Below are 24,485 nucleotides of genomic sequence, written 5' to 3'. Positions count from 1 at the left end.
GCTTTTGCCCGGAATATCACTGGTTCCATACGCCCGCCAGAATCTTCTCCAGCCAGAATGAACCGATGATGGTCTTGACGTCAGTGACCTTGCCTTCTTTTATCCATCCCAGCACTTCCGGAACAGAAGCGCGGAAAGTTTCAAGGAACTCCCCATCATCGAGTTTACGCTCGCCAGCAACGAGTCCGCGGGCGACGAAAATATCCAAGTGCTCATCCGAATATGCAATCGCATTATGGATCTTGCATACGAATTTCCAGTCGTTCGCCGTATAGCCTGTCTCTTCAAGCAGTTCGCGCTTTGCACAATCAAGAGGATCCTCCTCCGGATCGATCTTGCCCGCCGGGAATTCCACAAAAACCTGTTGCAACGGGTAACGAAACTGGCGCTCCAATAACACTGACCCGTCTTCAAACAACGGGAGAATGACTACTGCACCCGGGTGGCGGATGTACTCGCGCGTCGACTGCTTTCCGTCGGGGAGGAGAACCGTATCACGCTGAATCTTCAGAAAATGGCCGTCATATGCGACGCTTCCGTCGACTTTATGTTCTTTGAGGTCCAGGTCCACTCGATCACTCCGGTCTAGGAATTCAAAGGACTTATTTTACTTCGGTAAGTCTTTTGACGTTCACTCAACGTCAAGCGTGGTGCTTGCGCAGATAGCGCACAACAAAGCCGGGATAAGCGAGGACAAGGAAGAGGCAGACGGTGATTGCATAGAACTCCCACTGCTGCACAAAGACATTACCGATACGCGCTTCGAGTAGGTAAGCGACGCCTCGGACAACGAAATAAAGAATAACGAGTTCGATTAACCGCAGCCAGAACGGTTTAGCCTGCCGGCCAATTGGCATGACAAGGAAAAGGCGCTCATTCATAAACGGCAGGTTGGCGGCCAAAGCCGCCAACAGAATTACAAACCAGCTCAATAGAGAGACGTCCACTGGAGTATTGCGCCAACTCGATCGAAATTAGCTTCCGAGCGTCTGGACAATTGCCGTAGCGCATACAGCCATTAAAGGGCCAGGGAGAATGCCAAGAGCCAGAATGGCCACGCCGTTCACGCTCAAGGCCAAACGCATGTCGCCAGTCGCCACAATCTTTGAATTATCCACGGGCTCGTCAAAGTACATCGCCTTGACGACACGGAGATAGTAGAAAGCGCCCACCAACGACAGCATTACGGCGACCACTGCGAGCCATACCTGGCCAGTACTCAACACGGCCTGAAGTACTGCGAGCTTCGCATAGAAGCCCACTGCCGGAGGAATGCCGGTAAGGGAAAACATCAACAGCAACATGACGAAAGCGAACCACGGGCTACGCTGGTTCAACCCCTTGAAGTCATCAATGTTCTCCGCCTCAAATCCGGAACGGGCAAGCAGCATGATCACACCGAATGTGCCCAGCGTTGTCAGAACGTAAGTAATCGCATAGAACAACGCAGAGCTGTACGCATTACCAGCGGACGAAACATTGCCGTCAACTACACCAGACAACAAGCCAAGCAGCATGAAACCCATTTGTGCAATCGTTGAATATGCAAGCATGCGCTTCAGGTTGGTCTGGACGATTGCAGTGATATTACCCACGGCCATGGAGAGCACTGCCAGAACCGTGATCATCTGCTGCCAGTCAATCGCCAGCGGGAACAGGCCCTCAACCAGCAAACGGATACAAATGGCAAATGCCGCGAGCTTCGGCGCACCGCCCAAGAGCAGAGTCACCGCGGTAGGTGCGCCCTGATACACGTCCGGAACCCACATATGGAACGGCGCCGCACCAAGTTTGAATGCGAGGCCGGCGACAATAAACACCACACCAAATACCAATACGGTCTTGTTCACCGTGCCGGATGCGGTTGCTTTTGCCACTTCGGTAAGGTCTAACGATCCCGTCGCACCATACATCATCGAAATACCGTACAAGAGGAAGCCTGATGCCATCGCGCCGAGCACAAAGTATTTCATTGCTGCTTCCGTCGACACTGAGTTACCACGCCGCAGCGCAACCAGCGCATATAACGACAACGACATCAACTCAAGGCCCAGATAGATAACCAGGAAGTTATTACCGGAAATCATTACCATCTGGCCGATCAGCGAGAAAAGCGCAAGCACATAGAACTCGCCACCGAGCGTACCACCAAGCATCCCGCGGTCAGTTGCGTACTGACGCGAATAAATCAATGTCAGCCCTACCGCAACGTACGAGAAGATCTTCAGCAGATGCGACATCGAATCAGACACGAACATGTTATTGAACGTGTATGTCGTCGGGCTATTGAAGCTGACCAAGCTGAGCCCGAGGCAACCCGCCAACGCCAACATGGCCAACACATAAGTGAAATGGCGCTTCGCATCTGTAAGGAACATGTCGATCAGCAGAATCGCTGATGTCGCAATCACGAGAAAAATTTCCGGATAGGCCGGGACCAGGTTCAGAGTATCCATCTTGTCGTCGCTAATTTGCGTTCACGTATTCGTTCACCGGCTGGTCATTCAATTAATCTTCGATACCGCTACATGCTTGAGCAAGTCGGATACCGAAATCTGCATTACGTCGGTAAACGGAGCGGGATAGACACCCATGCCGATCACTGCAATGGCCAGTAAGCCGAGCATAAAGAATTCACGGCCGCTGAGGTCCTGCAGTTCAGCCACATGCGCATTGCCGACGTCGCCGAAGACCACGCGCTTTACCAGCCATAAGGAATATGCTGCCCCAAGAATCAAAGCGGTCGCTGCCAGCATGCCGATCCAGAAATTGAACTGTACGGAGCCAAGGATGACCATGAATTCCCCGATAAAGCCGGAAGTCGCAGGCAACCCGGCATTCGCGAGTGAGAACAATACGAAGAATGCGGCAAAACGGGGCATCGTGTTGATCACACCGCCGTAGTCTGCGATCTGACGAGAATGCATGCGGTCATAGAGCACGCCGATGCAAAGGAACATGGCACCGGACACAAAACCGTGCGAGATCATTTGCACGATGCCGCCCTGCACCGCCATGTCATTGAACACGAAAAAACCGAGCGTCACGAAACCCATGTGCGCGATCGAAGAGTACGCGACCAGTTTCTTCATGTCCGCCTGGACGAGAGCCACAAGGCCGATATAGATCACCGCAATCAACGATAGCGCTATGATGAACCCGGACAGCGTATGGCTCGCATCGGGCGCGATCGGCAACGAGAACCGCAGGAAGCCGTACGCGCCGAGTTTCAACATGATTGCTGCCAGCACCACCGAACCACCCGTCGGAGCTTCAACGTGTGCATCAGGCAGCCAGGTATGGACCGGCCACATCGGCACCTTGACAGCGAACGCCATCAGGAAGGCAAAGAAAATCATGATCTGCACATCGAGTGGCAGAGGTAGCTTGTGCCAAACCAGAATCTCGAAACTTCCGCCGGATTTGAAGTACAGGTAAATCACCGCGACCAGGGTCAGGAGCGATCCAAGCAATGTATAGAGGAAGAACTTCATCGCTGCATACACGCGGTTCGCCCCACCCCAGACGCCGATGATGATAAACATCGGAATCAGCGTCGCTTCGAAGAACACGTAGAACAGCAAGCCGTCGAGTGCGCAAAACACGCCAATCATCAGGCCCGACAGGATCAGGAAGGCGCCCATGTATTGCGAGACACGCTTCTCAATGACCTCCCACCCGGCGATCACTACGATCACTGTAATGAACGCCGTCAGCAATACAAACCATACGGATATGCCGTCCACGCCAAGGAAGTAGTTGACGTTGAAGCGTTCAATCCAGCTCGCCTTCTCGACGAACTGCATGCCGTGAGCCGTATTATCAAACTGTGAAATGAGCGGCAAGGTAACGACGAAGCTGACGATCGATCCGATCAGTGACAGCCAGCGCACCAAAGTACGGTTTTCATCCCGGCCGATTGCCAGAACAAGCAGGCCAAACACGACCGGGGACCAGATCGCGAGGCTCAAGAGAGGGAAAGTTGACTGCATCATGATTGTTATTTGCTCTACTTCGCCAACTTATTTGGCAAAAGACGGGAATGGCATGAAATAGATCAGGAAAAACAGCACCCCGATAATCATTACAAACGCATAGTGGTAGATATAACCGGTCTGAAAATGACGGATCAACGCCGAGAACCAGCCCACCACTTTTGCACTGCCATTGACGATCAGGCCGTCAATCAACGTGCGGTCGCCGACTTTCCATAGTCCGCCTCCCAGCAGACGCGCGCCATTGCCGAACACCACTTCATTGAACTTGTCCATGTAGTACTTGTTGTCGAGGATGGTGTAGATCGCGTGGAATTTGCTGTAGAACCATGCGGGCACCTTGGGATTCACCATGTAGCAGTAGTACGCCGAAGCGACACCTGCCAGCGCCAAGAAGAATGGCATCGTCATGAATCCGTGCAGACCCATTGCGGTCGCACCATGGAACTTCTCGGCCAGGGCGGCCATTGCCGGGTGTGCATCGCTGACAAAGATTACACCCTTGAAGAAGTCACCGAACAACATCGGACCAATCGTGACAAAGCCGATAAGAACCGAAGGAATAGCCAGCAGCATCAGCGGAAGCGTCACAACGAGCGGAGCCTCATGCGGTTTTTCACCCGGTGCGAGACCGTGATGGTGGTCGTCTGCATGATCATCATGTCCGTGGCCATGGTGGTCATCGTGTGCCTTGCCAAAACGCTCCTCGCCGTGGAAGACCAGGAAGTACATGCGGAACGAATAGAACGCTGTCACGAACACACCCGCCAGAACCGCGAAGTTCGCAAAGCCGGCACCCGCGATGTTCACTTCATGTACGGCTTCGATAATGCTGTCCTTCGAATAGAACCCGGAGAAGAACGGCGTACCGATGAGCGCGAGCGAACCGAGCAGCGAAGTAATCCAGGTGATCGGCATGTATTTGCGCAAGCCGCCCATGTTGCGGATATCCTGGTCATGATGCATGCCAATGATGACCGCGCCGGCGCCAAGAAACAGCAAGGCCTTGAAGAATGCATGCGTCATCAGGTGGAACACGGCGACGGAATAGGCCGAAGCACCAAGCGCAACGGTCATGTAGCCCAACTGAGATAGCGTTGAGTACGCAACAACGCGCTTGATGTCGTTCTGGATAATGCCCAGGAAACCCATAAACAGTGCCGTGATCGAGCCGATGACCAGCACAAAGGACAGCGCCGTATTCGACAGCTCGAACAGTGGCGACATGCGCGCCACCATGAAAATACCAGCGGTAACCATCGTTGCGGCATGGATCAGTGCCGAGATCGGAGTGGGACCTTCCATGGAATCGGGCAGCCACACATGCAGCGGGAACTGCGCGGACTTACCCATCGCACCGATAAACAGGCAGATGCAGGCAACCGTCAGCAACATCCAATCGGTACCCGGCAGCATCAACTGCGCAAGTTCATCCTTCTTTGCGAATACTTCGCCGTAGTTCATGGAGCCCGAGTAAGCGAGCAACAGGCCAATGCCAAGAATGAAGCCGAAATCGCCGACACGGTTAACCAGGAACGCCTTCATGTTCGCGTAGATTGCCGTCGGACGGGTGTACCAGAAGCCGATCAGCAAATACGATACGAGACCGACCGCCTCCCAGCCAAAGAACAGCTGCAGGAAGTTGTTGCTCATAACGAGCATCAGCATCGAGAACGTGAAGAGCGAAATATAGGAGAAGAAGCGGTTATACCCCTCATCCTCCGCCATGTAGCCAATGGTGTAGATGTGCACCATCAGCGAGACGAAGGTAACGACGCACATCATCATCGCGGTCAGGCTGTCAACCTGGAAGCCGATTTCCAGTTTGAGCCCCATCACGGTCATCCAGTTATAGATCGTTCCGTTGAAGGTCGCACCATCAAGCACGGCCAGCAGCGTCTGGAATGAAATGATGAAAGCAATCAGAACGCCAAGGATCGTCACTGAATGCGACGCCGTGCGGCCAATCTTGTTGCCAAAAAACTTGGTTCCGAACAGCCCCGCGATTGCGGCGCCAGCCAGAGGTGCCAACGGCACAGCCAATAGAACGTTAGGGTTGAGTTGCCCCGCCATGATGGACCTTATCGTTATTGTTGCGGTTAACCTTTGAGACTATCGAGATCTTCGACATTGATGGTATCCAGATTGCGGAACAGAACCACCAGAATCGCGAGACCAATCGCAGCCTCAGCGGCAGCCACGGTAAGGATGAAGAAAACGAAAATCTGCCCTGCTGCATCGCCCAGATAGTAAGAGAAGGCGACGAAGTTCATGTTGACGGCCAAGAGCATCAACTCGATTGCCATCAGCAGGATGATGATGTTCTTGCGGTTAAGGAAAATCCCGACAACCGATATCGCAAACAAGATTGCGCCGATGATCAGAAAATGTGCGAGCGACAATGCCACAATGCTTCCCCTTATTGTTTTTCTGCTGCAGATGCAGCCGGCTGCGCATTACCGTTGGCGCGCTCGGATTCGGCCTTCATGCTGAGGATGCGCACACGGTCGTTGCGCTTCACCTTGACGGCGTCGGCTGGATTGAAATACTTGCTGTCCTTGCGCCGGCGCAGGGTCAAGGCGACCGCTGCCACGATAGCGAGCAACAGGATGACGGCAGCCACTTCAAACGCGTAGATGTATTGCGTGTAAATCAACTTACCGAGTTCTTTGGTGTTGCCGATCGTCGCCGAAGCCGCGGGAACCTGCGTGTCGAGCGCCCAGAAGCCATGCAGAAGGACGGCAGCCATTTCGAGCACAATAACGACACCAATGGTCGCTGCAAGCGGTAGGTAACCCCAGAAGCCCTCGCGCAACTTGTCCATATTGATATCGAGCATCATCACGACGAACAGGAAGAGCACCATCACCGCGCCGACATAAACAAGCACGAGCACGATTGCGAGGAACTCTGCTTTCAGCAACAGCCAGAGCGCCGCCGCCGAGAAGAAGGACAGAACCAGGAATAGTGCGGCATGTACCGGGTTGCGGTCGGTAATGACACGGGTCGCTGCGAGCACAAGAATCGCAGCAAACGCGTAGAACAAAGCAGTTTTAAATTCCATAATGGACCAAGTAAGTCAGCCTGGACAGGCCAGATCAAGCAGAATCAACGATATGCAGCATCCGCTGCGCGAGCCGCGGCAATGTCCTTCTCATAGCGGTCGCCAACTGCGAGCAACATCTCCTTCGTAAAGTAGAGGTCGCCACGCTTTTCGCCGTGATACTCCAGGATATTCGTTTCAACGATCGAATCGACCGGGCAGGACTCCTCGCAAAATCCGCAGAAGATGCATTTGGTCAGATCGATATCGTAACGAGTAGTCCGACGCGTGCCGTCGTCGCGCTCACGGGATTCGATCGTAATGGCCATGGCCGGGCAGACCGCTTCACACAGTTTGCATGCAATGCAGCGCTCTTCACCGTTCGGATATCGGCGCAGCGCATGCAGTCCGCGAAAACGGGGTGACAGCGGCGTTTTCTCTTCCGGGAACTGCACTGTAATCTTCCGGGCAAACATGTAACGCCCGGTCAAGGCCAATCCCTTGAGCAGCTCGCGGAGCATCAAGCTGCCGAAAAAGTCTTTAATGGCTTCCATTTTGATCAGCCCTATTCCTTACTTCCAAATATTCCAGGGTGTCTGCATCCAGGTCGCTACGATCACCAGATAAGCGAGTGTCAGCGGGATGAATACCTTCCAGCCCAGGCGCATGATCTGGTCGTACCGGTAGCGCGGGAAAGACGCGCGAGCCCAGATGAACAGCGAAACGACGAAGAATGTCTTGATACCCAGCCAAATCCAGCCCGGAATCCAGTCGAGGAAGGCCACCGGTGCGGCCCAGCCGCCGAGGAACATCAGTGACGCGAGGATGGAGATCAGGATCATGTTCGCGTATTCAGCCAGGAAGAACATCGCGAAAGACATACCTGAATACTCAACCATGTGACCTGCAACGATTTCGGATTCACCTTCAACCACGTCGAAAGGATGGCGATTGGTCTCAGCGATACCAGAGATTACGTAGATCACAAAAATCGGCAACAACGGGAGCCAGTTCCACGACAGGAAGCTCAAGCCCTTGTCAGCAAAATATCCCTTGCTCTGCCCCATCACGATGTCGGTGAGGTTCAGGCTGCCGGATACCATCAAAACGATGACCAGAGCAAAGCCCATTGCAATCTCGTAGGAGACCATCTGTGCAGATGCGCGCATCGCGCCAAGGAATGCATACTTGGAGTTGGACGCCCATCCTGCGATGATGACGCCGTACACCTCCATCGACGCAATTGCCATCACGAACAGCAGGCCCGCGTTGACGTTCGCGAGTACAGTCTCGGGGCCGAACGGGATGACGGCCCATGCCGCAAGCGCAGGCATAATCGTCATGATCGGTGCGATAACGAACAAAGCCTTGTTCGCACGTGCCGGCACAACAATCTCCTTCAGCAAGAGCTTGAGCGCATCGGCGATAGGCTGAAGCAAGCCTGCCGGACCAACCCGGTTCGGGCCGAGGCGAATGTGCATCCAGCCGATCATTTTGCGCTCCCACAAGGTAAGGTAGGCAACGCAGCCCATCAGCGGCAATACGACGACGACGATCTTGACCAATGTCCAGATCACCGGCCATGTGGCGCCAAACCAGTCTTGCCCGGTGGCGTTGATGGTCATGAACATTTGATCCATTACGCTTTCTCCACATTGATTGCGCCGAACATGGCACCCAGACCAGCTGTTGACGGGTGGCCTGCAGCCACGCGTACCGCATTCTCAGGCAGTTTCGCGTCAACGGCAGCAGTTAGCACCGCCACACCTTGCCCTTGCGTCACTTTCACTTGCGCGCCATCGGCGACGCCAAGTTTCTGCGCAAGGACTGCCGACAGCCACGCCTTCGGAGCCTGCGCATCGTGTGTCTGCTGCAATGATTCTGCACGCCGGACAATGGCATCGGTGAAGTAAATCGGCACATCAGCGATACGCTCGCACTGCGCGACAGAGCCGGGCGTCGCGGCTTTCGGCAGCAGATCCACGATGTTATTTAGCCGGGATTTTAAGTCTGCCTCTTCTGCCACTTTCGATCCGAGCAGTTCAAGGCGGATCTCTTCCGAAGTCTCGTAATGGAAGCCGGACAGTTCAAGCATATTGCCGAGCACACGCAATACCTTCCATGCCGGGCGGGTTTCACCAAGTGGCTTTACCGAACCGTTGAAGCCTTGGGCTCGTCCTTCACAGTTAACAAACGTACCGGACGTTTCGGAGAAAGGTGCAATAGGCAACATCACGTCGGCATATTCGGCAGCATGCTTATATGGAGACATGGCGACGACCATTTCAGCCTTGGTCAGTGCTGCACGTGCTGTCTGCGGATCATGGCAATCCAATTCCAGCTCGGCGTGCAGCAAGACATATGCCTTACGCGGCTGAGAGAATGCCTGGATTGCATTTGCGCCTTTGCCGGGAATCGCATTCGCGATGTAGCCACCGACGGTGTTTGCCGCTTCAGTCAAGTATCCAAACTTGGCGCCGGTGTTATGTGCGATCCATTGCGCCGCTGCGTGCAGCTGCGATGCTTGCGGATGTTGTGCCGCAGCGTTACCCATGACGACAGCGTTCTGCTCACCGGACAGCAGGCTTGCAGCGATACCTTTCGCCACCTCGCCAGCTTGTACATTGGCGAACCCTTCAGGAGCGGCGATCCCTTTGGCCTGGGCGATGGCGCTGATTACTTCCGCAAGACCGGAGAGCCACTCGGACGGCGCCTTGATCAGTCGGTTAGCAACAGGTATCAACAGATCGTCGTCGGTTGCGTGCAGGATGCTGACCTTCGTCGTGCCACGTTTTGCGGCATGACGCAGACGAGCCGCAAGCAACGGATGATCCTTGCGTAGGAAGGAACCGATCACGAAGGCACGGTTGAGTTCGCCAAACTCTTGGATCGACATGCCAAGCCATGGAACCAGCTTGCCGTCGAGGGCGAAGTCGGACTGACGCAGACGAAAATCGACGTTATCCGAACCAAGGCCACGCACCAGTTTCTGCAAGAGCGAGAGTTCTTCAAGGGTGGAATACGGCGCAGCCAGCGCAGCGATCGAATCCGCTCCATGATCCTGGCGAATGTGGTTCAAGCCATGCGCGACATATTCAAGCGCAGTCTGCCAATCGGTCTCGATCCATTTTCCATCCTGCTTGATCATCGGAACGGTCAGGCGATCGCTGCTGTTCAATCCCTCGTAGGCGAATCGATCCTTGTCAGATAACCAGCATTCGTTCACGGCCTCGTTTTCCAGAGGAAGGACACGCATGACCTTGCCACCTTTGACCTGGACAATCAGGTTCGAACCCAAGCCATCATGCGGGCTGACAGAGCGGCGGCGCGACAACTCCCAGTTCCGCGCTGTGTAGCGGAACGGCTTAGACGTCAAGGCACCGACCGGGCAGAGGTCAATCATGTTGCCCGACAGCTCGGAATTGACCGTATTGCCAACAAATGTCGTGATTTCTGAATGCTCGCCGCGATTGAGCATACCCAGCTCCATGACGCCGGCGATTTCCTGGCCAAAGCGTACGCAGCGGGTGCAATGTATGCAACGCGCCATCTCGCGCATGGAGATCAGCGGCCCCGCATCCTTGGGCACGACGATGCGTTTCTCTTCTTCATAGCGCGATGCCGCCGGACCATAGCCCACTGCCAGGTCCTGCAACTGGCACTCCCCACCTTGGTCGCAAATCGGGCAATCGAGGGGATGGTTAATCAACAGGAATTCCATGACGCTCTTTTGCGCCTTGATTGCCTTGTCGCTGCTGGTGCGAACAACCATGCCGTTGGTCACCGGCGTTGCACATGCGGGCAACGGCTTCGGCGCCTTCTCCACTTCTACCAGGCACATACGGCAGTTTGCCGCGATGGACAGTTTCTTGTGATAGCAAAAATGGGGGATGTAGGTGCCGAGCTTGTTGGCAGCGTCCATCACCATGCTGCCTTCCTGCACCTCAACTTTTTTGCCGTCAATTTCGATTTCAACCATGGCTCTGTTCTATGCCGTTGGGTACGTAGTGCGTACCGGATTTGTTAAACGTAGGCGGGTACGATGCAACGCTTGTGCGTAATGTGATATTCGAACTCGTCACGGAAGTTCTTCACAAATGCTCGTACCGGCATTGCGGCTGCATCACCGAGTGCACAGATGGTGCGCCCCTGGATGTTGTCCGCGATCGTATTCAGCATGTCGAGATCGTCTGCGCGCCCCTGTCCGTGTTCGATACGATGAACCATGCGATAGAGCCAGCCGGTGCCTTCGCGACACGGCGTGCATTGACCGCAAGACTCTTCGAAGTAAAAGTACGACAGGCGCAGAAGCGACTTGACCATGCAGCGTGTTTCGTCCATCACGATGACTGCCCCGGAACCAAGCATTGAGCCGGCCTTGGCGATCGAGTCGTAATCCATGTCGGTATTCATCATGACTTCGCCAGTCAACACCGGCATCGATGAACCACCTGGGATTACGGCCTTGATCTTTTTGCCGTCACGCATACCGCCAGCAAGCTCAAGCAGCTTCGCGAATGGCGTGCCGAGCGGGATTTCATAGTTGCCCGGCCGCGCAACGTCACCAGAAATCGAGAAGATCTTTGTACCACCGTTGTTAGGCTTGCCCAGCGCAGCGTACGCTTCGCCGCCCATGCGCATGATGAATGGGACTGCCGCGAAGGTTTCGGTGTTGTTAATCGTTGTCGGCTTGCCGTAGAGGCCGAAGCTCGCGGGGAACGGCGGTTTGAAGCGAGGCTGTCCTTTCTTGCCTTCGATCGACTCGAGCAGTGCCGTTTCTTCGCCGCAGATATACGCACCGTAGCCGTGAAATGCATTCAGCTGGAAGCTGAAGTCGGTGCCCATGATGTTATTACCAAGAAAACCAGCCGCACGGGCCTCTTCCAACGCTTCTTCAAAGCGCTCGTATGCTGCCCAGATTTCACCATGGATGTAGTTGTAACCCTGCGTGATTCCCATTGCGTACGCACCGATGGTCATGCCCTCAATCAGTGCATGCGGATTGTAGCGAATGATGTCACGATCCTTGAATGTGCCCGGCTCACCCTCGTCAGTATTGCAGACGAGGTACTTTTGGCCAGGGAACTGGCGCGGCATGAAGCTCCATTTCAGCCCTGTGGGGAAACCGGCACCACCGCGACCACGAAGCGATGAGGTTTTCAGCTCGGCGATGACCTGCTCCGGCGGAATTTTTTCGCTCAGAATTCGTTTCAGCGCCTCATAACCACCACGCTTGACGTAGTCGGCCAGATGCCAGTTATTGCCGTCCAGGCCTGCGAGGATCAGCGGATTGATATGGCGGTCGTGCAGGCAGGTCATTTCTTCAGTTCCTCCACCAGCGCGTCGATTTTCTCGTTCGACATATGGCTGCACATGCGCTTGTTATTTACCAGCATCACAGGAGCATCACCGCAGGCGCCCATGCATTCCCCTTCAATGAGGGTGAACTGGCCATCTGCAGTCGTTTCCTTGTAGTCGACGCCGAGCTTTTGCTTCAGATAGTGCGCAGCGCGCTCACCACCGGATAAGGCGCAAGGCAGGTTGGTACAAACGGAGATCTTGTGCTTGCCAACCGGCTTGGTGTTGTACATGTTGTAGAAGGTCGCCACCTCTTGTACGGCAATCGCTGCCATACCAATGTAATCGGCGATGTCCTGCATCACTTCAGGCGAAAGCCAGCCTTTTTCATCCTGCGCAATGGCCAGAGCGGCCATTACGGCGGACTGCCTTTGGTCTGCGGGGAATTTCGCGAGTTCGCGATCGATTTTTTTGTACGCTTCTTGACTTAACAGCATAATGTCAGCCATCGGTGCGCGTTGCTCTGCGCGGGTTATCGGTCAATCTCACCAAACACAATGTCTTGCGTGCCGATGATCGTTACTGCATCGGCGATCATGTGGCCTTTCGCCATTTCATCCAGACCTTGCAGATGCGCAAAGCCAGGCGCGCGAATCTTCATTCGATAAGGCTTGTTGGCACCGTCCGAAATCAGGTAGATGCCGAACTCGCCCTTCGGATGTTCAATGCCTACGTATGCCTCGCCTTCCGGCACATGGAATCCCTCCGAGAACAGCTTGAAGTGATGGATCAGCTCTTCCATGTTGGACTTCATGTTCACACGCGATGGGGGCGCAACCTTATGGTTATCGGTGATCACCGGGCCCGGATTATTACGCAACCACTCAACGCATTGCTTGATGATGCGATTAGACTGGCGCATTTCCTCGACGCGGCACAGGTAACGGTCATAGCAGTCGCCGTTGACACCAACCGGGATATCGAAGTCGAGAAGATCGTACACTTCGTACGGCTGCTTCTTCCGCAAGTCCCACGCAACACCCGATCCGCGCAGCATCGGGCCTGTAAAGCCCATCGCCATGGCGCGCTCCGGAGACACAACGCCAATGCCGACCAGACGCTGCTTCCAGATACGGTTATCCGTCAACAGCGTTTCGTACTCGTCGACGTAACCGGGGAAACGGTTGGTGAAATCTTCAATGAAATCGAGCAGCGAACCTTGGCGATTCTCGTTTAGTTGCTTAATCGCTTTCTCGTTCCGAATTGCCGATGCTTTGTACTGAGGCATGGAATCCGGCAGGTCGCGATAAACGCCGCCCGGACGATAATAGGCGGCATGCATGCGCGCCCCCGATACCGCCTCGTACATATCCATCAGGTCTTCACGCTCACGGAAGGCGTAAAGGAAGACCGCCATCGCGCCAACGTCAAGCCCGTGCGCACCGATCCACAATAGGTGGTTCAGGATACGCGTGATCTCGTCGTACATCACACGGATGTATTGCGCGCGAAGTGGAACTTCGATTCCCAGCAACTTCTCAATCGCGAGAACATAGCCGTGCTCGTTACACATCATCGACACGTAATCAAGACGGTCCATGTACGGCACGGACTGCAGGAAAGTCTTTTGCTCAGCCAGCTTTTCGGTCGCACGATGCAGCAGACCGATATGCGGATCGGCGCGCTGGATGACTTCACCGTCCAACTCCAGCACAAGTCGCAACACACCGTGCGCAGCGGGATGCTGTGGACCAAAGTTCAGGGTGTAATTCTTGATTTCAGCCATTATTTCATCCCGTACTTTTCTTCACGAATAACACGCGGAGTGATTTCACGCGGCTCAATCGTCACGGGTTGGTAAATCACGCGCTTTTGCTCAGGGTCATAGCGCATTTCGACATAACCGGACACCGGAAAGTCTTTGCGGAACGGATGGCCAATGAAACCGTAGTCAGTCAGGATACGACGGAGGTCGTTATGCCCATCAAACAGGATGCCAAAGAAATCAAAGGCCTCGCGCTCATACCAGTTAGCGGAAGGCCAGACATCAACTACCGACGGGACGACAGGCAATTCATCATCCGGAGCAAACACCCGCACACGCAAACGAGAGTTATGCGTCACAGATAACAGATGCGAAACCACCGCAAAGCGCGCCCCATCCCATACGCCATCACCATACGTTGAGTAATCGACGCCACAAAGATCAATCAATTCTTCAAAACGCAAATCAGGATGGTCGCGGAGATCGCGCATCACCGCCAGATAATCGGAAGCACCGACAACAACCGTAACCTCACCCAATGCAACGGCCACGCTCCGAATCCGATCGCCGAGCACATTGCGCAAGGCGGCCTCGAGGGTTTCAATTTTCGTCGTCATATCTTTACTTAATCGGCAGCCTTAGCGCGCAATTGTGTTTGTACGCTTGATCTTGTTCTGCAATTGCATAATGCCGTACAACAGTGCCTCGGCGGTCGGCGGACAACCCGGCACATAGACATCGACTGGGACGATACGATCACAGCCACGCACAACCGAGTAGGAATAGTGGTAATAGCCGCCGCCGTTTGCACATGTACCCATGGAGATGACCCAGCGCGGCTCAGCCATCTGGTCATAGACCTTACGCAGCGCCGGAGCCATCTTGTTGCACAACGTACCCGCAACAATCATTACGTCCGACTGTCGGGGCGAGGGACGAAAGACAATACCGAAACGATCCAGGTCGTAGCGCGAGGCGCCTGCATGCATCATTTCAACCGCACAGCAGGCCAGACCAAATGTCATCGGCCACAACGAACCAGTGCGCGTCCAGTTGATCAGCTTGTCTGCTGTCGTTGTGATAAAGCCTTCGTTCAGTACACCTTCAATTGACATGACTTACTCCCAATCCAGAGCGCCCTTCTTCCATATGTACCAGAACCCGACGAGAAATTCGGCGATAAACACCATCATCGTCACAAAGCCTGGCCAACCGAGATCTCGCATAGCGACACCCCAGGGGAAGAAGAATGCAGTTTCCAGATCGAACAAAATGAACAGGATCGCAACCAGGTAATAGCGCACGTCAAACTTCATGCGCGCGTCCTCGAATGCTTCAAAGCCGCACTCATAGGGAGATAATTTCTCGCTATCCGGCTTATACGGCGCCATTACACGCCCAAGGACCTGCGGCACGATACCAACGCCGATACCAACGAGAATAAAAAGGAGGATGGGGAGATAATTTTCGAGGTTCACGATGTGGGCCGGACGTTGGTTAGTTGAATGATTTGCAAATCAAACCAAGATTCCTCGATAAAAAGCCAGCTTGGGGAACCCCTTGCTGGCCTTATTCGTATTGGTGCCGACGGCGAGACTCGAACTCGCACAGCTTTCGCCACTACCCCCTCAAGATAGCGTGTCTACCAATTTCACCACGTCGGCTGAAAGACTGCTATTTTACCCTGCCTTACCTCGTTTTTTCAATGAAGAATTACGGGAAATCAAAATCAGGATCAATTATTTTGGTATTTGATTTGCTTGACCAGCTGCCGGAGCCACTGGAGCGCCATTTTGCGTAGGCATAGAGTCGGTCGTTGCAGGCGCTGCAGTCGCAGGAGTAGGTGCGGTAGACGCTGGTACCGCTGGCAAATTCTCCATCACACCACCGCCGGCAGCAGTGCGCTTATTTCCGACGAATGCGAGTGCAAGCGTCGCACTAAAAAAAATCGCCGCTGCGATGCCAGTCGATTTCGACAGGAAGTTCGAGGAGCCGGTTGCACCAAACAGACTACCGGAGGCGCCAGAACCAAATGCGGCACCCATGTCCGCACCCTTGCCATGCTGAAGCAAGACGAGCGCGATGATCGCCAGCGCGGACACCACCTGAATCACAACGATGAAAGTGGACAAAGCGTTCATTAATATGTTTCCAATCTAAAGTTAAATCTACTGCCCCACGCTCACGCGGCCTTGATGATTGCAAGGAAGTCCGAGACCTTGAGTGACGCACCACCGATCAGGCCGCCATCAATGTCTGCCATCGCGAGCAGATCTTTGGCATTCTCCGGCTTCATGCTGCCACCGTACAGGATCTGAACCTTTTCGGCCTCCGTCGCATTCTTGGCCGCTAGACGGGATCGCAACATCGCGTGCACTTCCTGAGCCATCTGCGGGGTTGCAGTCTTGCCAGTGCCAATTGCCCAGACAGGCTCATAAGCCACGACCAACTTGCCGACATCAGACGCGCTGATTGCAGCCAGAACCACATCCATCTGCCTTCCGACCACACTCTCAGTCTGCCCCGCCTCCCGCTGCGCAAGCGACTCCCCCACGCAAAGAATAGGAGTAAGCCCAGCCTTGATTGCACTGACAACCTTCAGCGCAACAAGCTCATCGCTCTCACCGTGGTATGAGCGACGCTCCGAGTGACCGACGATGACGTATGCACAGCCAAAATCCTTCAGCATTGCGCCGGAGACCTCGCCGGTATAAGCGCCGGATTCGTGCGTGGAGATATCCTGCCCACCCCACATCACTGGGCTGCCGCTCAATGTTGACTGGCATTGAGCGAAATATGGTGCGGGCACGCAAACTGCGACAGCGCATGCCGACTGCCCAAGTTCAGCCTTTATTCCATTTAACAAGACTTCGTTGGCAGCAAGGCTGCCGTTCATCTTCCAGTTGCCGGCAATAAGTTTGCGACGCATAAGCACCTAAAAATAAAATAACTTTTGATTTTAGCCCGTGGCAGGCGCTGCGGTCAAACTGGGAAGCCTCGATTTGACTAGCTGCACCCTGCAATGTTCCACTGACGGACGTAACGAATACGGGCAGAATGCGCACGGGCTTTCCCCGATATCAAGCCACTTTCAATACGATCTTTCCGATATGCGTGCTCGCTTCCATCATCGCATGGGCCGAAGCGGCACTCTCCAGGGGGAATACCTTATGAATGACGGGCCTGATCTTTCCAGTTTCGATCAGCGGCCAAGCATGTTCGCGCAACTTGGCGGCAATCGCAGCCTTGAAGTCAACCGAACGAGGCCGCAATGTCGAGCCCGTGATTGTCAGCCTCCGCCGCAGCACTTGGCCAAGGTCGACAGCAGCTTTTGACCCACCTAACAACGCAATGATCGCGATGCGCCCGTCATCAGCGAGGCAATTCATTTCTCGAGGCACATAATCACCCGCCACCATGTCGAGAATGACATCTACGCCTCTGCTCCCGGTTTCCGCCTTGATTGCATCGACAAAATCCTCAGTGCGGTAGTTGATACCTCTTGCAGCCCCGAGGGCTTCGCACGCGCGGCATTTCTCATCCGTACCTGCCGTTGCGAAGACACGATGCCCCATCGCCGAGGCAAGCTGGATCGCTGTCACCCCGATGCCGGAACTCCCTCCCTGCACCAGCAAGGTCTCATCCCTGGCAAGCTGCGCCCGGTCGAACACATTGCTCCATACGGTAAAAAAAGTCTCAGGCAGAGAAGCCGCCTCCAATGCGGTCAGGCCTTTCGGAACCGGGAGACATTGCCGCACTGGCGCAGTACAGTATTCTGCGTAGCCACCGCCCTGCACGAGTGCACAAACGAGATCGCCCTTTTTATAACTTGTTCCCGTCAAATCACCGTCCACGATCTCCCCAGCAACTTCCAATCCAGGGAGATCCGATGCCCCGGCCGGTACGGGGTAGTGCCCTAAACGCTGCAAGACATCTGGACGGTTCACTCCCGCAGCATGCACCTTGATGAGGAGCTCGCCGTGTTGAGCAACAGGAATTGTCCGTGTCCCCAATTGCAGTACGTCTGGCAGTCCGAACCGCACGATCTCAATCGCTCTCAAAGCTCGCCTCACATACGAGAAAACGGGCATTGTACGACAGTCATTTCATGATCATGTACCTGAGGTGTTCCCGATGCTTCGCTAGAAATGACAACCGGCAACAAAATTGATTTTACGCAACATCCTTACCGCTCAGCCAGAGAACAATACGTCGCAATGCACCCAAGGTGGTCACCATCCTACGCAGTTCCTCGCACTAGCCCCACCTCAACGGCCTGTTACACATTCGCTTTCCAAAGTTACAAAAAGTTGGGAACCAAGTAATGAATTTAATTTCCAATCGGCAATGTCGTTAATCCTGCGCAATGCCTCGCTTGCTCATACGCCCTGCCGCCAAAAGGAAATTCAATGAACAAAAAACTTCACTCATCGGCGATCAATGAAAGCCTGGCCCTCGCGCTTGAGAGCGCGGGGCAAATTGCCTTCGATTGGCACATACCCGACGACTGCCTGCAATTCAGTGGCGCGCTCGCCGCGACCTTGCAAGGCCAGTTACCAGACACATCAAGAAACTGGCGTTCGCGGGATCTTCCGGCATTGATTCACAAGGACGACCATACGCGTTTTCAGCGGCAGCTACATGCCGCCCTTAAAGGCTCAGAGGACGAAGAATCATTGTTTCGCGTCGAGATTCGACTGCGTGATGCCCTGCATTCATGGCGCTGGGTAGAGATCGCAGGAAGAGTGGTGGAACGCGATGCACAGGCACTAGCCATCCGGATGCTGGGCACGTTCTCCGATATTCACGAGAGAAAAGAGGCGGAGAACCAAAGCGTGCGTATGCGCGATACCTACGCTGCGCTAAGCCATGCAAATCAGGCCATCGTGCGAAGCCGTGACCGAGACACGCTTTTTGCCGAGATCTGCCGGATCGCTGCCCAACATGGACACTTTCACGCCGCGTGGATCGGTGTAATCGACCCCAGCGGATGTTTCGTCTCTGCTGCGTCCGCCAAACCTCATGCCGCTGCGGCGGGGGAAGAAGCACTGGCTGAAGCAGCAGTCCGTAAAAACAAAGTCCAGGTAAAGAACAGTACATGCGAGTGGCCGTCATGCCCTGCTTCGTCCTCGCATACCGGTAGTGACGTATGCACCCGGTCGATTGCAAGCTTTCCCTTTCATCGCTCTGGAGAACCCTTCGGCGCACTGACACTGCATTCGGAACAAGAATTTTTTTTCGACGCGGCGTTGATTGAACTGATTGAGGAACTGGCGCAAAATATCTCATTCGCCATGGATAACTTCGAGCGCGAATCCAGACGCAAGGCAATGGAAGCTGCATTGGCGGAAAGCGAAAAATTCAAGACAGCCATTTTGACTGCAGCCCTCGACTGCATCGTTTCAGTCAACCGAAAAGGTGAAATCGTCAGCTTCAATCAGGCAGCCGAATCAGCCTTCGGCTATCGGGGCGCGGATGTGCTTGGCAAGCCCTTTGCCGAAATCGTCGTTCCGGCGGAATGGCACGGAAAGATCCGGCAGGACATCGAACGCTTCTATGAAACAGGCAAATCAACGATCCTGAATCGCCGCATCGAGCTCACTGGGATACACGCCGACGGCTCTACCTTCCCCGCCGAAGTTGCAGTGGTGCCGTTGAGTGGCCATGGCAGGCAGGCTTTTACTGCATTCATCCGAGACATCTCGGACCAAAAACGCGCGTCAGATCTTCAAATGGGGCAGAACCGCGTACTCAATATGGTCGCTACTGGCTCCAATCTGTCGGATATCCTGACGGAGATTGCGCACTTCGCTGAAAAACTATCGGGCCGCGGCTTATGCTCCATCCGCCAACTCAGTCACGACGGAGCGTTACTGTCTAACCGCGTCGCACCGAGTCTTCCGCAAGATTTTGTGGCACAAATCGATGACGCGCACGTCGGACCGTATAACCACTCATGCGGAACGGCCGTTTATCGAGGCGAGCCTGTCACGGTTGCAGACATCGCCACTGACCTCCTTTGGGCCGAATCGTGCGAACTGGCTTTGGCGTATGACCTGAAAGCATGTGCATCTTGGCCGATACTAGGAAGGAATCACAAGATTCTGGGCAGCTTTGCCTTCTTTTATCGCGATGCAATCAGCCCTTCGGCCAACGATTTGCGCCTCTTTGAAATCTGCACCCGACTCGCTGGGATTGCCATTGAGAGCCGGGCATCAGAGGAACGGATGCGCTATCTGGCGCACTATGATGGCTTGACCTCCCTGCCGAACCGCTTCTTGTTCAAGGAGTACTTGGAGCTTGCATTACACAATGCCCGTCGCAACAAGAAAAAATTTGCAGTGTTCTTTCTTGACCTTGACGGATTCAAGGAGATCAATGACTCGCTCGGCCATGACGCTGGAGATTTTGTCTTGCGCGAGGTGGCTAAGCGAATGCATAACTGCCTGCGGCATACGGACAAGATCGCGCGCATGGGCGGGGATGAGTTTTACGTTCTTATCGAGAATCTGAGCAACGGGCGCTATGCTGCAGATGTTGCGCAGAAGCTTCTTGACGAGGTATCGAGGCCATTACGCATTGGTGAGGAAGACTGGCACCTGAGCGTCAGTATCGGCATCGGCATCTTCCCGGAAGATGGTACCGATGCACAGAGCCTGCTGCAGAATGCCGACAGCGCGATGTACCGCGCCAAGAATAGTGGCAAAAACGGGTTTCAGTTTTTCTCTGCACGAAAGGATGCAGAAGCGACCGTATTGACGCTATTCAGCAAGCGCTCGGCTTCGCTTAGAAGCGAGGAGAACGCACTCAGAGTAAACTGACTCGCTCCTCTACTCAATCTATTGCGCGCGGCCCTACACAGACAATAGAAGGACAATAGAGGACGCCCTGCAGCGTTCGTCTCTACAGCAAATAAAAAACCGCCCGAGCTTTCGCAACGGGCGGTTCTCAATCAAAAGTGATCGCTATCTGCAGCGCAATCCGATCACTGTTGCTGCGGAGCCGCTGCCCCTTCCTCAGCCGCCGCCGCCTTCATCGACAGCTTGAGGCGACCGCGATCGTCGGTTTCCAGAACCTTGACGCGCACTTGCTGGCCTTCCTTCAGATAGTCGGAAACCGCATTGACGCGCTCATTGGCGATCTGGCTGATATGGAGCAGGCCATCCTTGCCCGGCATGACTTGAACGATCGCACCAAAGTCCAGCAACTTGAGCACCGTACCGTCATAGCTCTTGCCCACTTCGACGGATGCAGTCAGCTCTTCAATGCGACGCTTTGCTTCCTGGCCGGCCGCTGCATCTACGGATGCGATCGTCACCACGCCTTCATCGGTGATATCGATCTGCGTGCCGGTTTCCTCGGTCAGTGCACGAATCACTGCACCGCCCTTGCCGATCACGTCACGGATCTTCTCCGGATTAATCCGGATAGTGATCAAGCGGGGAGCGAAATCAGACAGCTCTGCTTTACCATGGGGCATGGCTTCCTGCATCTTTGCCAGGATATGCATACGGCCTTCCTTCGCCTGTGCCAGCGCCACCTGCATGATTTCCTTCGTGATCCCCTGGATCTTGATATCCATCTGCAGCGCGGTAATGCCGTTTGCAGTACCAGCCACCTTGAAGTCCATATCACCGAGGTGATCTTCGTCGCCAAGGATGTCGGTCAGGACGGCAAATTTGCTGCCTTCCTTGATCAGGCCCATCGCGATACCCGCGACATGCGCTTTCATCGGAACACCCGCATCCATCAGCGCCAGGCAACCACCGCACACGGAGGCCATCGAAGACGAACCATTGGACTCGGTAATCTCGGAAACGAGACGCACCGAATAGCTGAACTCTTCCGGAGCCGGTAGGGCGGCTTGCAATGCGCGCTTCGCCAGACGGCCATGACCGATTTCACGACGCTTGGGCGTTCCGACACGACCGGTTTCGCCGGTCGCAAACGGAGGCATGTTGTAGTGGAGCATGAAGCGGTCTGAATACTCGCCCATCAACGCATCGATCTTTTGCTCATCGCGTGCGGTACCAAGGGTTGCAACCACCAGCGCCTGGGTTTCACCACGAGTGAACAACGCGGAGCCGTGGGTGCGCGGGAGCACGCTTGAACGGATCGAAATCGGACGAACGGTGCGCGTATCGCGACCATCAATACGCGGTTCGCCTTCGAGGATCTGCGAACGGACAATCTTTGCTTCGAGGTCGAACAGGATGCTGCCGACTTCTGCCGAATCAGGAGCTGATGCACCTGCCGCTACTGCTTCAGCAGCCAAGGCAGCGTTGACTTCTGCAGACACGGTGTTCAGCTTGGCAGTACGGGCCTGCTTATCCTTCGTCTGGTAAGCATCGCGCAGCTTTGCCTCAGCGAGCTCGGTTACGCGTGCAATCAGCACATCATTCTTCGCTGCCGGAGCCCATTGGACTTCTGGCTTGCCGCCATCGCGAACAAGCTCGTGGATGGCATCAATCACGGCCTTCATCTGGTCATGGCCGTACACCACCGCGCCCAGCATTACTTCTTCGGACAATTGGTTCGCTTCGGACTCAACCATCAGCACAGCCTGCTCGGTACCAGCCACAACGAGGTCGAGCTGGGATTTTGTCATCTGTGAGGCGGTCGGATTGAGCACATACTGGCCATCGATGTAACCAACGCGCGCCGCACCCAAGGGACCACTAAAGGGGATGCCAGCAACGCAAATCGCCGCAGATGCGCCGATCATCGATGCGATATCCGGATCGATTTCCGGGTTGACGGACAGGACATGCACGATGACCTGCACTTCATTCAAATAGCCTTCCGGGAAGAGCGGGCGAATCGGACGGTCGATCAGGCGCGAGGTCAGCGTTTCCTTCTCGGACGGACGGCCTTCACGCTTGAAGAAGCCACCCGGGATACGACCGGCAGCATAGCTCTTCTCAACATAATCGACAGTCAGCGGGAAAAAGTCTTGTCCGGCCTTGACATCCTTCTTTGCGACGACGGTCGCCAGCACGACGGTATCGTCAATCGACACGACGACGGCGCCAGATGCCTGGCGAGCGATTTCGCCGGTCTCCAGCGTGACGGTATGCTGGCCGTACTGGAAGGTCTTGGTAACTTTATTGAACACGGTGTTTCCTTTCTATTTTTGCCGACAGATTTTCAGGCGCTGTCGTTCACCTCACCACGGATGACAGGTCACGCATGACCGCCACCTTTACTGCTGAATTACAAACCATCAAATGACAAAATGCCTGCATCAGCAAACTGACGCAGGCATTTTGTCGATAAACCGAGCGAGTGCCGCAACTAATTACTTGCGCAGGCCGAGCTTCTCAATCAGGGCACGGTAACGGGTTGCGTCTTTACCCTTCAGGTAGGAGAGCAGGCTCTTGCGACGGTTAACCATCATGATCAGGCCGCGGCGGGAGTGGTGATCCTTTGCGTGGGCCTTGAAATGGTTGTTGAGTTCGTTGATGCGCGCGGTCAGCAATGCGACCTGCACTTCCGGAGAACCGGTGTCGTTCTTGCCGCGAGCATTATCCGCAATGATTGCGGCCTTGTTGATGTTTTCGATTGACATGAATTACCTTTCACATGCGATGCACAGAGTCGCAACCCCATACATCGTGAACAATTGACAAATAATCTTGGTCGAATTGACCAAGACGCGCAGTATAAAGGAAATGCCTCGGTTATTCAAACACTTAGATCGGCGACACCTTGGCTTGCCTTCAATAAGTAAACTGGAGCAGCCTTCACCTCAGCCAAGATTTTTCCAGTTTGCAATTCAGCTCCTCGCTTCAAAGTGGCATCATCGCCGTCGTTGGTGCGCCAGTACAAAAGACGAAGGAAAATGAGCATGAAGTTCTTACGGAACATAATTACAGCGGGATCCCTGCTTGTCCTTGGCGCTTGCGCATCCATCCTTCCCGCGCCAGTCAACATCGGCGACAGCGAAGCCGAGGTGATTGCAAAGCGTGGCCAACCGACACATCGCTACCAAGACGGGAAAGACCAATTACTCGAGTATGCCTTAGGTCCTTGGGGACAAAAGACCTACATGGTGCGCATTGATGAGAATCGAAAGGTCAGATCTTTTGAGCAAGTACTGACAAATGAAAAATTTGCAACGATTAAGGTCGGAGAAGCAACAAAAGCTGATGTTCTTCGCACGATCGGTGCCCCTTCGGAGACATCCTATCTTTCGCTAACGGATTTGGAAGTCTGGTCATATCCATACAAAGAAAGCGGTGTATGGAATTCCATGATGCACGTGCACTTCGACCGCACAGGCGTTGTCCGGAAGATGCTCAACGGTCCCGATCCACGCTTTGATCCGGACAAGCGCTTCCCCTTCATCTTGCTGCGTTGAATACACCATAAATCCCAGTAGTAA

24 protein-coding genes and 1 tRNA gene are annotated in these 24,485 nt (G+C 54.5%); 2 read left to right on the top strand and 23 right to left on the bottom strand.

What is annotated here, in order from left to right; genetic code table 11:
- Window positions 1-16: 16 nt before the first annotated feature.
- From ACYVIA_RS10345 to ACYVIA_RS10250, 20 genes are all read right to left on the bottom strand, one after another.
- On the bottom strand, window positions 17-571 hold the full coding sequence (locus ACYVIA_RS10345) for an NUDIX domain-containing protein (protein WP_460840455.1): 555 nt from the start codon (window positions 569-571) through the stop codon (window positions 17-19).
- 70 nt (window positions 572-641) lie between these two features.
- On the bottom strand, window positions 642-947 hold the full coding sequence (locus ACYVIA_RS10340; protein ID WP_460840453.1) for a DUF2818 family protein: 306 nt from the start codon (window positions 945-947) through the stop codon (window positions 642-644).
- 27 nt (window positions 948-974) lie between these two features.
- Window positions 975-2,456, bottom strand: coding sequence for an NADH-quinone oxidoreductase subunit NuoN (nuoN, locus tag ACYVIA_RS10335; RefSeq protein WP_460840451.1), 1,482 nt, complete (start codon window positions 2,454-2,456; stop codon window positions 975-977).
- A gap of 48 nt (window positions 2,457-2,504) precedes the next feature.
- The gene (locus ACYVIA_RS10330) at window positions 2,505-3,995 is read right to left on the bottom strand and encodes an NADH-quinone oxidoreductase subunit M (RefSeq protein ID WP_460840449.1); all 1,491 of its coding nucleotides are present in this window, start codon (window positions 3,993-3,995) and stop codon (window positions 2,505-2,507) included.
- Window positions 3,996-4,022: 27 nt separating this feature from the next.
- A complete protein-coding gene (nuoL, locus tag ACYVIA_RS10325) occupies window positions 4,023-6,068 on the bottom strand; it encodes an NADH-quinone oxidoreductase subunit L (RefSeq protein WP_460840448.1) in 2,046 nt (681 codons plus the stop codon).
- Window positions 6,069-6,094: 26 nt separating this feature from the next.
- Window positions 6,095-6,406 carry an NADH-quinone oxidoreductase subunit NuoK gene (gene nuoK / locus ACYVIA_RS10320; RefSeq protein ID WP_460840538.1) on the bottom strand — a complete coding sequence of 104 codons (312 nt, stop codon included), beginning with the start codon at window positions 6,404-6,406 and terminating at the stop codon, window positions 6,095-6,097.
- 8 nt (window positions 6,407-6,414) lie between these two features.
- Complete coding sequence (locus ACYVIA_RS10315; protein ID WP_460840446.1) at window positions 6,415-7,059, bottom strand: NADH-quinone oxidoreductase subunit J; 645 nt, start codon at window positions 7,057-7,059, stop codon at window positions 6,415-6,417.
- Between the two features lie 44 nt (window positions 7,060-7,103).
- Complete coding sequence (gene nuoI, locus ACYVIA_RS10310; protein ID WP_460840444.1) at window positions 7,104-7,592, bottom strand: NADH-quinone oxidoreductase subunit NuoI; 489 nt, start codon at window positions 7,590-7,592, stop codon at window positions 7,104-7,106.
- Window positions 7,593-7,610: 18 nt separating this feature from the next.
- Window positions 7,611-8,678 carry an NADH-quinone oxidoreductase subunit NuoH gene (nuoH, locus tag ACYVIA_RS10305; RefSeq protein WP_460840442.1) on the bottom strand — a complete coding sequence of 356 codons (1,068 nt, stop codon included), beginning with the start codon at window positions 8,676-8,678 and terminating at the stop codon, window positions 7,611-7,613.
- Window positions 8,678-11,017, bottom strand: coding sequence for an NADH-quinone oxidoreductase subunit NuoG (nuoG, locus tag ACYVIA_RS10300; protein WP_460840441.1), 2,340 nt, complete (start codon window positions 11,015-11,017; stop codon window positions 8,678-8,680). The genes nuoH and nuoG overlap by 1 nt, the downstream gene beginning before the upstream one ends.
- Before the next feature lie 44 nt (window positions 11,018-11,061).
- Window positions 11,062-12,357 (bottom strand): NADH-quinone oxidoreductase subunit NuoF, encoded by a 1,296-nt coding sequence (gene nuoF / locus ACYVIA_RS10295; protein ID WP_460840439.1) that lies wholly within the window; start codon window positions 12,355-12,357, stop codon window positions 11,062-11,064.
- Complete coding sequence (nuoE, locus tag ACYVIA_RS10290) at window positions 12,354-12,845, bottom strand: NADH-quinone oxidoreductase subunit NuoE (protein ID WP_460840437.1); 492 nt, start codon at window positions 12,843-12,845, stop codon at window positions 12,354-12,356. The genes nuoF and nuoE overlap by 4 nt, the downstream gene beginning before the upstream one ends.
- A gap of 23 nt (window positions 12,846-12,868) precedes the next feature.
- Window positions 12,869-14,122 carry an NADH-quinone oxidoreductase subunit D gene (locus ACYVIA_RS10285; protein ID WP_460840435.1) on the bottom strand — a complete coding sequence of 418 codons (1,254 nt, stop codon included), beginning with the start codon at window positions 14,120-14,122 and terminating at the stop codon, window positions 12,869-12,871.
- Window positions 14,122-14,718 (bottom strand): NADH-quinone oxidoreductase subunit C, encoded by a 597-nt coding sequence (locus ACYVIA_RS10280; protein ID WP_460840433.1) that lies wholly within the window; start codon window positions 14,716-14,718, stop codon window positions 14,122-14,124. Before ACYVIA_RS10280 ends, ACYVIA_RS10285 begins: the two co-directional genes overlap by 1 nt.
- Before the next feature lie 21 nt (window positions 14,719-14,739).
- A complete protein-coding gene (locus ACYVIA_RS10275; protein ID WP_460840431.1) occupies window positions 14,740-15,216 on the bottom strand; it encodes a NuoB/complex I 20 kDa subunit family protein in 477 nt (158 codons plus the stop codon).
- Between the two features lie 3 nt (window positions 15,217-15,219).
- Entirely contained in the window at window positions 15,220-15,579 is a 360-nt protein-coding gene (locus ACYVIA_RS10270) for an NADH-quinone oxidoreductase subunit A (protein WP_460840429.1), read from the bottom strand.
- Window positions 15,580-15,680: 101 nt separating this feature from the next.
- Window positions 15,681-15,765 (bottom strand) — tRNA-Leu (locus tag ACYVIA_RS10265).
- Window positions 15,766-15,840: 75 nt separating this feature from the next.
- Window positions 15,841-16,242 (bottom strand): preprotein translocase subunit SecG, encoded by a 402-nt coding sequence (secG, locus tag ACYVIA_RS10260; RefSeq protein ID WP_460840427.1) that lies wholly within the window; start codon window positions 16,240-16,242, stop codon window positions 15,841-15,843.
- A 41-nt stretch (window positions 16,243-16,283) separates the two neighbouring features.
- The gene (gene tpiA / locus ACYVIA_RS10255; protein ID WP_460840425.1) at window positions 16,284-17,030 is read right to left on the bottom strand and encodes a triose-phosphate isomerase; all 747 of its coding nucleotides are present in this window, start codon (window positions 17,028-17,030) and stop codon (window positions 16,284-16,286) included.
- Between the two features lie 151 nt (window positions 17,031-17,181).
- Window positions 17,182-18,162, bottom strand: a complete 981-nt coding sequence (locus ACYVIA_RS10250) for an NAD(P)H-quinone oxidoreductase (protein WP_460840424.1) — start codon at window positions 18,160-18,162, stop codon at window positions 17,182-17,184.
- A gap of 348 nt (window positions 18,163-18,510) precedes the next feature.
- Here ACYVIA_RS10250 and ACYVIA_RS10245 point away from each other — a divergent pair, with 348 nt between their 5' ends.
- Window positions 18,511-20,922: a sensor domain-containing diguanylate cyclase gene (locus ACYVIA_RS10245; RefSeq protein WP_460840422.1), complete on the top strand. Its 2,412-nt coding sequence runs from the start codon at window positions 18,511-18,513 to the stop codon at window positions 20,920-20,922.
- Between the two features lie 164 nt (window positions 20,923-21,086).
- On the opposite strand, the gene pnp is transcribed toward ACYVIA_RS10245, so the two are convergent.
- From pnp to ACYVIA_RS10230, 3 genes are all read right to left on the bottom strand, one after another.
- A complete protein-coding gene (pnp, locus tag ACYVIA_RS10240; RefSeq protein WP_460840420.1) occupies window positions 21,087-23,216 on the bottom strand; it encodes a polyribonucleotide nucleotidyltransferase in 2,130 nt (709 codons plus the stop codon).
- 183 nt (window positions 23,217-23,399) lie between these two features.
- On the bottom strand, window positions 23,400-23,669 hold the full coding sequence (gene rpsO, locus ACYVIA_RS10235) for a 30S ribosomal protein S15 (RefSeq protein WP_460840418.1): 270 nt from the start codon (window positions 23,667-23,669) through the stop codon (window positions 23,400-23,402).
- A gap of 116 nt (window positions 23,670-23,785) precedes the next feature.
- Complete coding sequence (locus ACYVIA_RS10230; protein ID WP_460840416.1) at window positions 23,786-23,950, bottom strand: hypothetical protein; 165 nt, start codon at window positions 23,948-23,950, stop codon at window positions 23,786-23,788.
- Here ACYVIA_RS10230 and bamE point away from each other — a divergent pair.
- On the top strand, window positions 23,949-24,461 hold the full coding sequence (gene bamE, locus ACYVIA_RS10225) for an outer membrane protein assembly factor BamE domain-containing protein (protein WP_460840414.1): 513 nt from the start codon (window positions 23,949-23,951) through the stop codon (window positions 24,459-24,461). The two genes, ACYVIA_RS10230 and bamE, sit on opposite strands and share 2 nt — an antisense overlap.
- Window positions 24,462-24,485: the final 24 nt, after the last annotated feature.

The sequence above is a fragment of the Noviherbaspirillum agri genome, assembly GCF_054780595.1.
Note: the sequence above shows the minus strand (reverse complement) of the source record. Positions and strands in the feature narration are given on the sequence as shown.

Coding starts and splice junctions, on each gene's coding strand:
- ACYVIA_RS10280 (WP_460840433.1), bottom strand. CDS start 14,718: ATGACGACGAAAATTGAAACCCTCGAGGCCGCCTTGCGCAATGTGCTC.
- nuoI (WP_460840444.1), bottom strand. CDS start 7,592: ATGGAAGCCATTAAAGACTTTTTCGGCAGCTTGATGCTCCGCGAGCTG.
- nuoN (WP_460840451.1), bottom strand. CDS start 2,456: ATGGATACTCTGAACCTGGTCCCGGCCTATCCGGAAATTTTTCTCGTG.
- ACYVIA_RS10315 (WP_460840446.1), bottom strand. CDS start 7,059: ATGGAATTTAAAACTGCTTTGTTCTACGCGTTTGCTGCGATTCTTGTG.
- nuoL (WP_460840448.1), bottom strand. CDS start 6,068: ATGGCGGGGCAACTCAACCCTAACGTTCTATTGGCTGTGCCGTTGGCA.
- ACYVIA_RS10275 (WP_460840431.1), bottom strand. CDS start 15,216: ATGTCAATTGAAGGTGTACTGAACGAAGGCTTTATCACAACGACAGCA.
- secG (WP_460840427.1), bottom strand. CDS start 16,242: ATGAACGCTTTGTCCACTTTCATCGTTGTGATTCAGGTGGTGTCCGCG.
- rpsO (WP_460840418.1), bottom strand. CDS start 23,669: ATGTCAATCGAAAACATCAACAAGGCCGCAATCATTGCGGATAATGCT.
- bamE (WP_460840414.1), top strand. CDS start 23,949: ATGAAGTTCTTACGGAACATAATTACAGCGGGATCCCTGCTTGTCCTT.
- ACYVIA_RS10285 (WP_460840435.1), bottom strand. CDS start 14,122: ATGGCTGAAATCAAGAATTACACCCTGAACTTTGGTCCACAGCATCCC.
- nuoG (WP_460840441.1), bottom strand. CDS start 11,017: ATGGTTGAAATCGAAATTGACGGCAAAAAAGTTGAGGTGCAGGAAGGC.
- ACYVIA_RS10245 (WP_460840422.1), top strand. CDS start 18,511: ATGAACAAAAAACTTCACTCATCGGCGATCAATGAAAGCCTGGCCCTC.
- tpiA (WP_460840425.1), bottom strand. CDS start 17,030: ATGCGTCGCAAACTTATTGCCGGCAACTGGAAGATGAACGGCAGCCTT.
- nuoF (WP_460840439.1), bottom strand. CDS start 12,357: ATGACCTGCCTGCACGACCGCCATATCAATCCGCTGATCCTCGCAGGC.
- ACYVIA_RS10330 (WP_460840449.1), bottom strand. CDS start 3,995: ATGATGCAGTCAACTTTCCCTCTCTTGAGCCTCGCGATCTGGTCCCCG.
- nuoH (WP_460840442.1), bottom strand. CDS start 8,678: ATGGATCAAATGTTCATGACCATCAACGCCACCGGGCAAGACTGGTTT.
- ACYVIA_RS10230 (WP_460840416.1), bottom strand. CDS start 23,950: ATGCTCATTTTCCTTCGTCTTTTGTACTGGCGCACCAACGACGGCGAT.
- nuoE (WP_460840437.1), bottom strand. CDS start 12,845: ATGGCTGACATTATGCTGTTAAGTCAAGAAGCGTACAAAAAAATCGAT.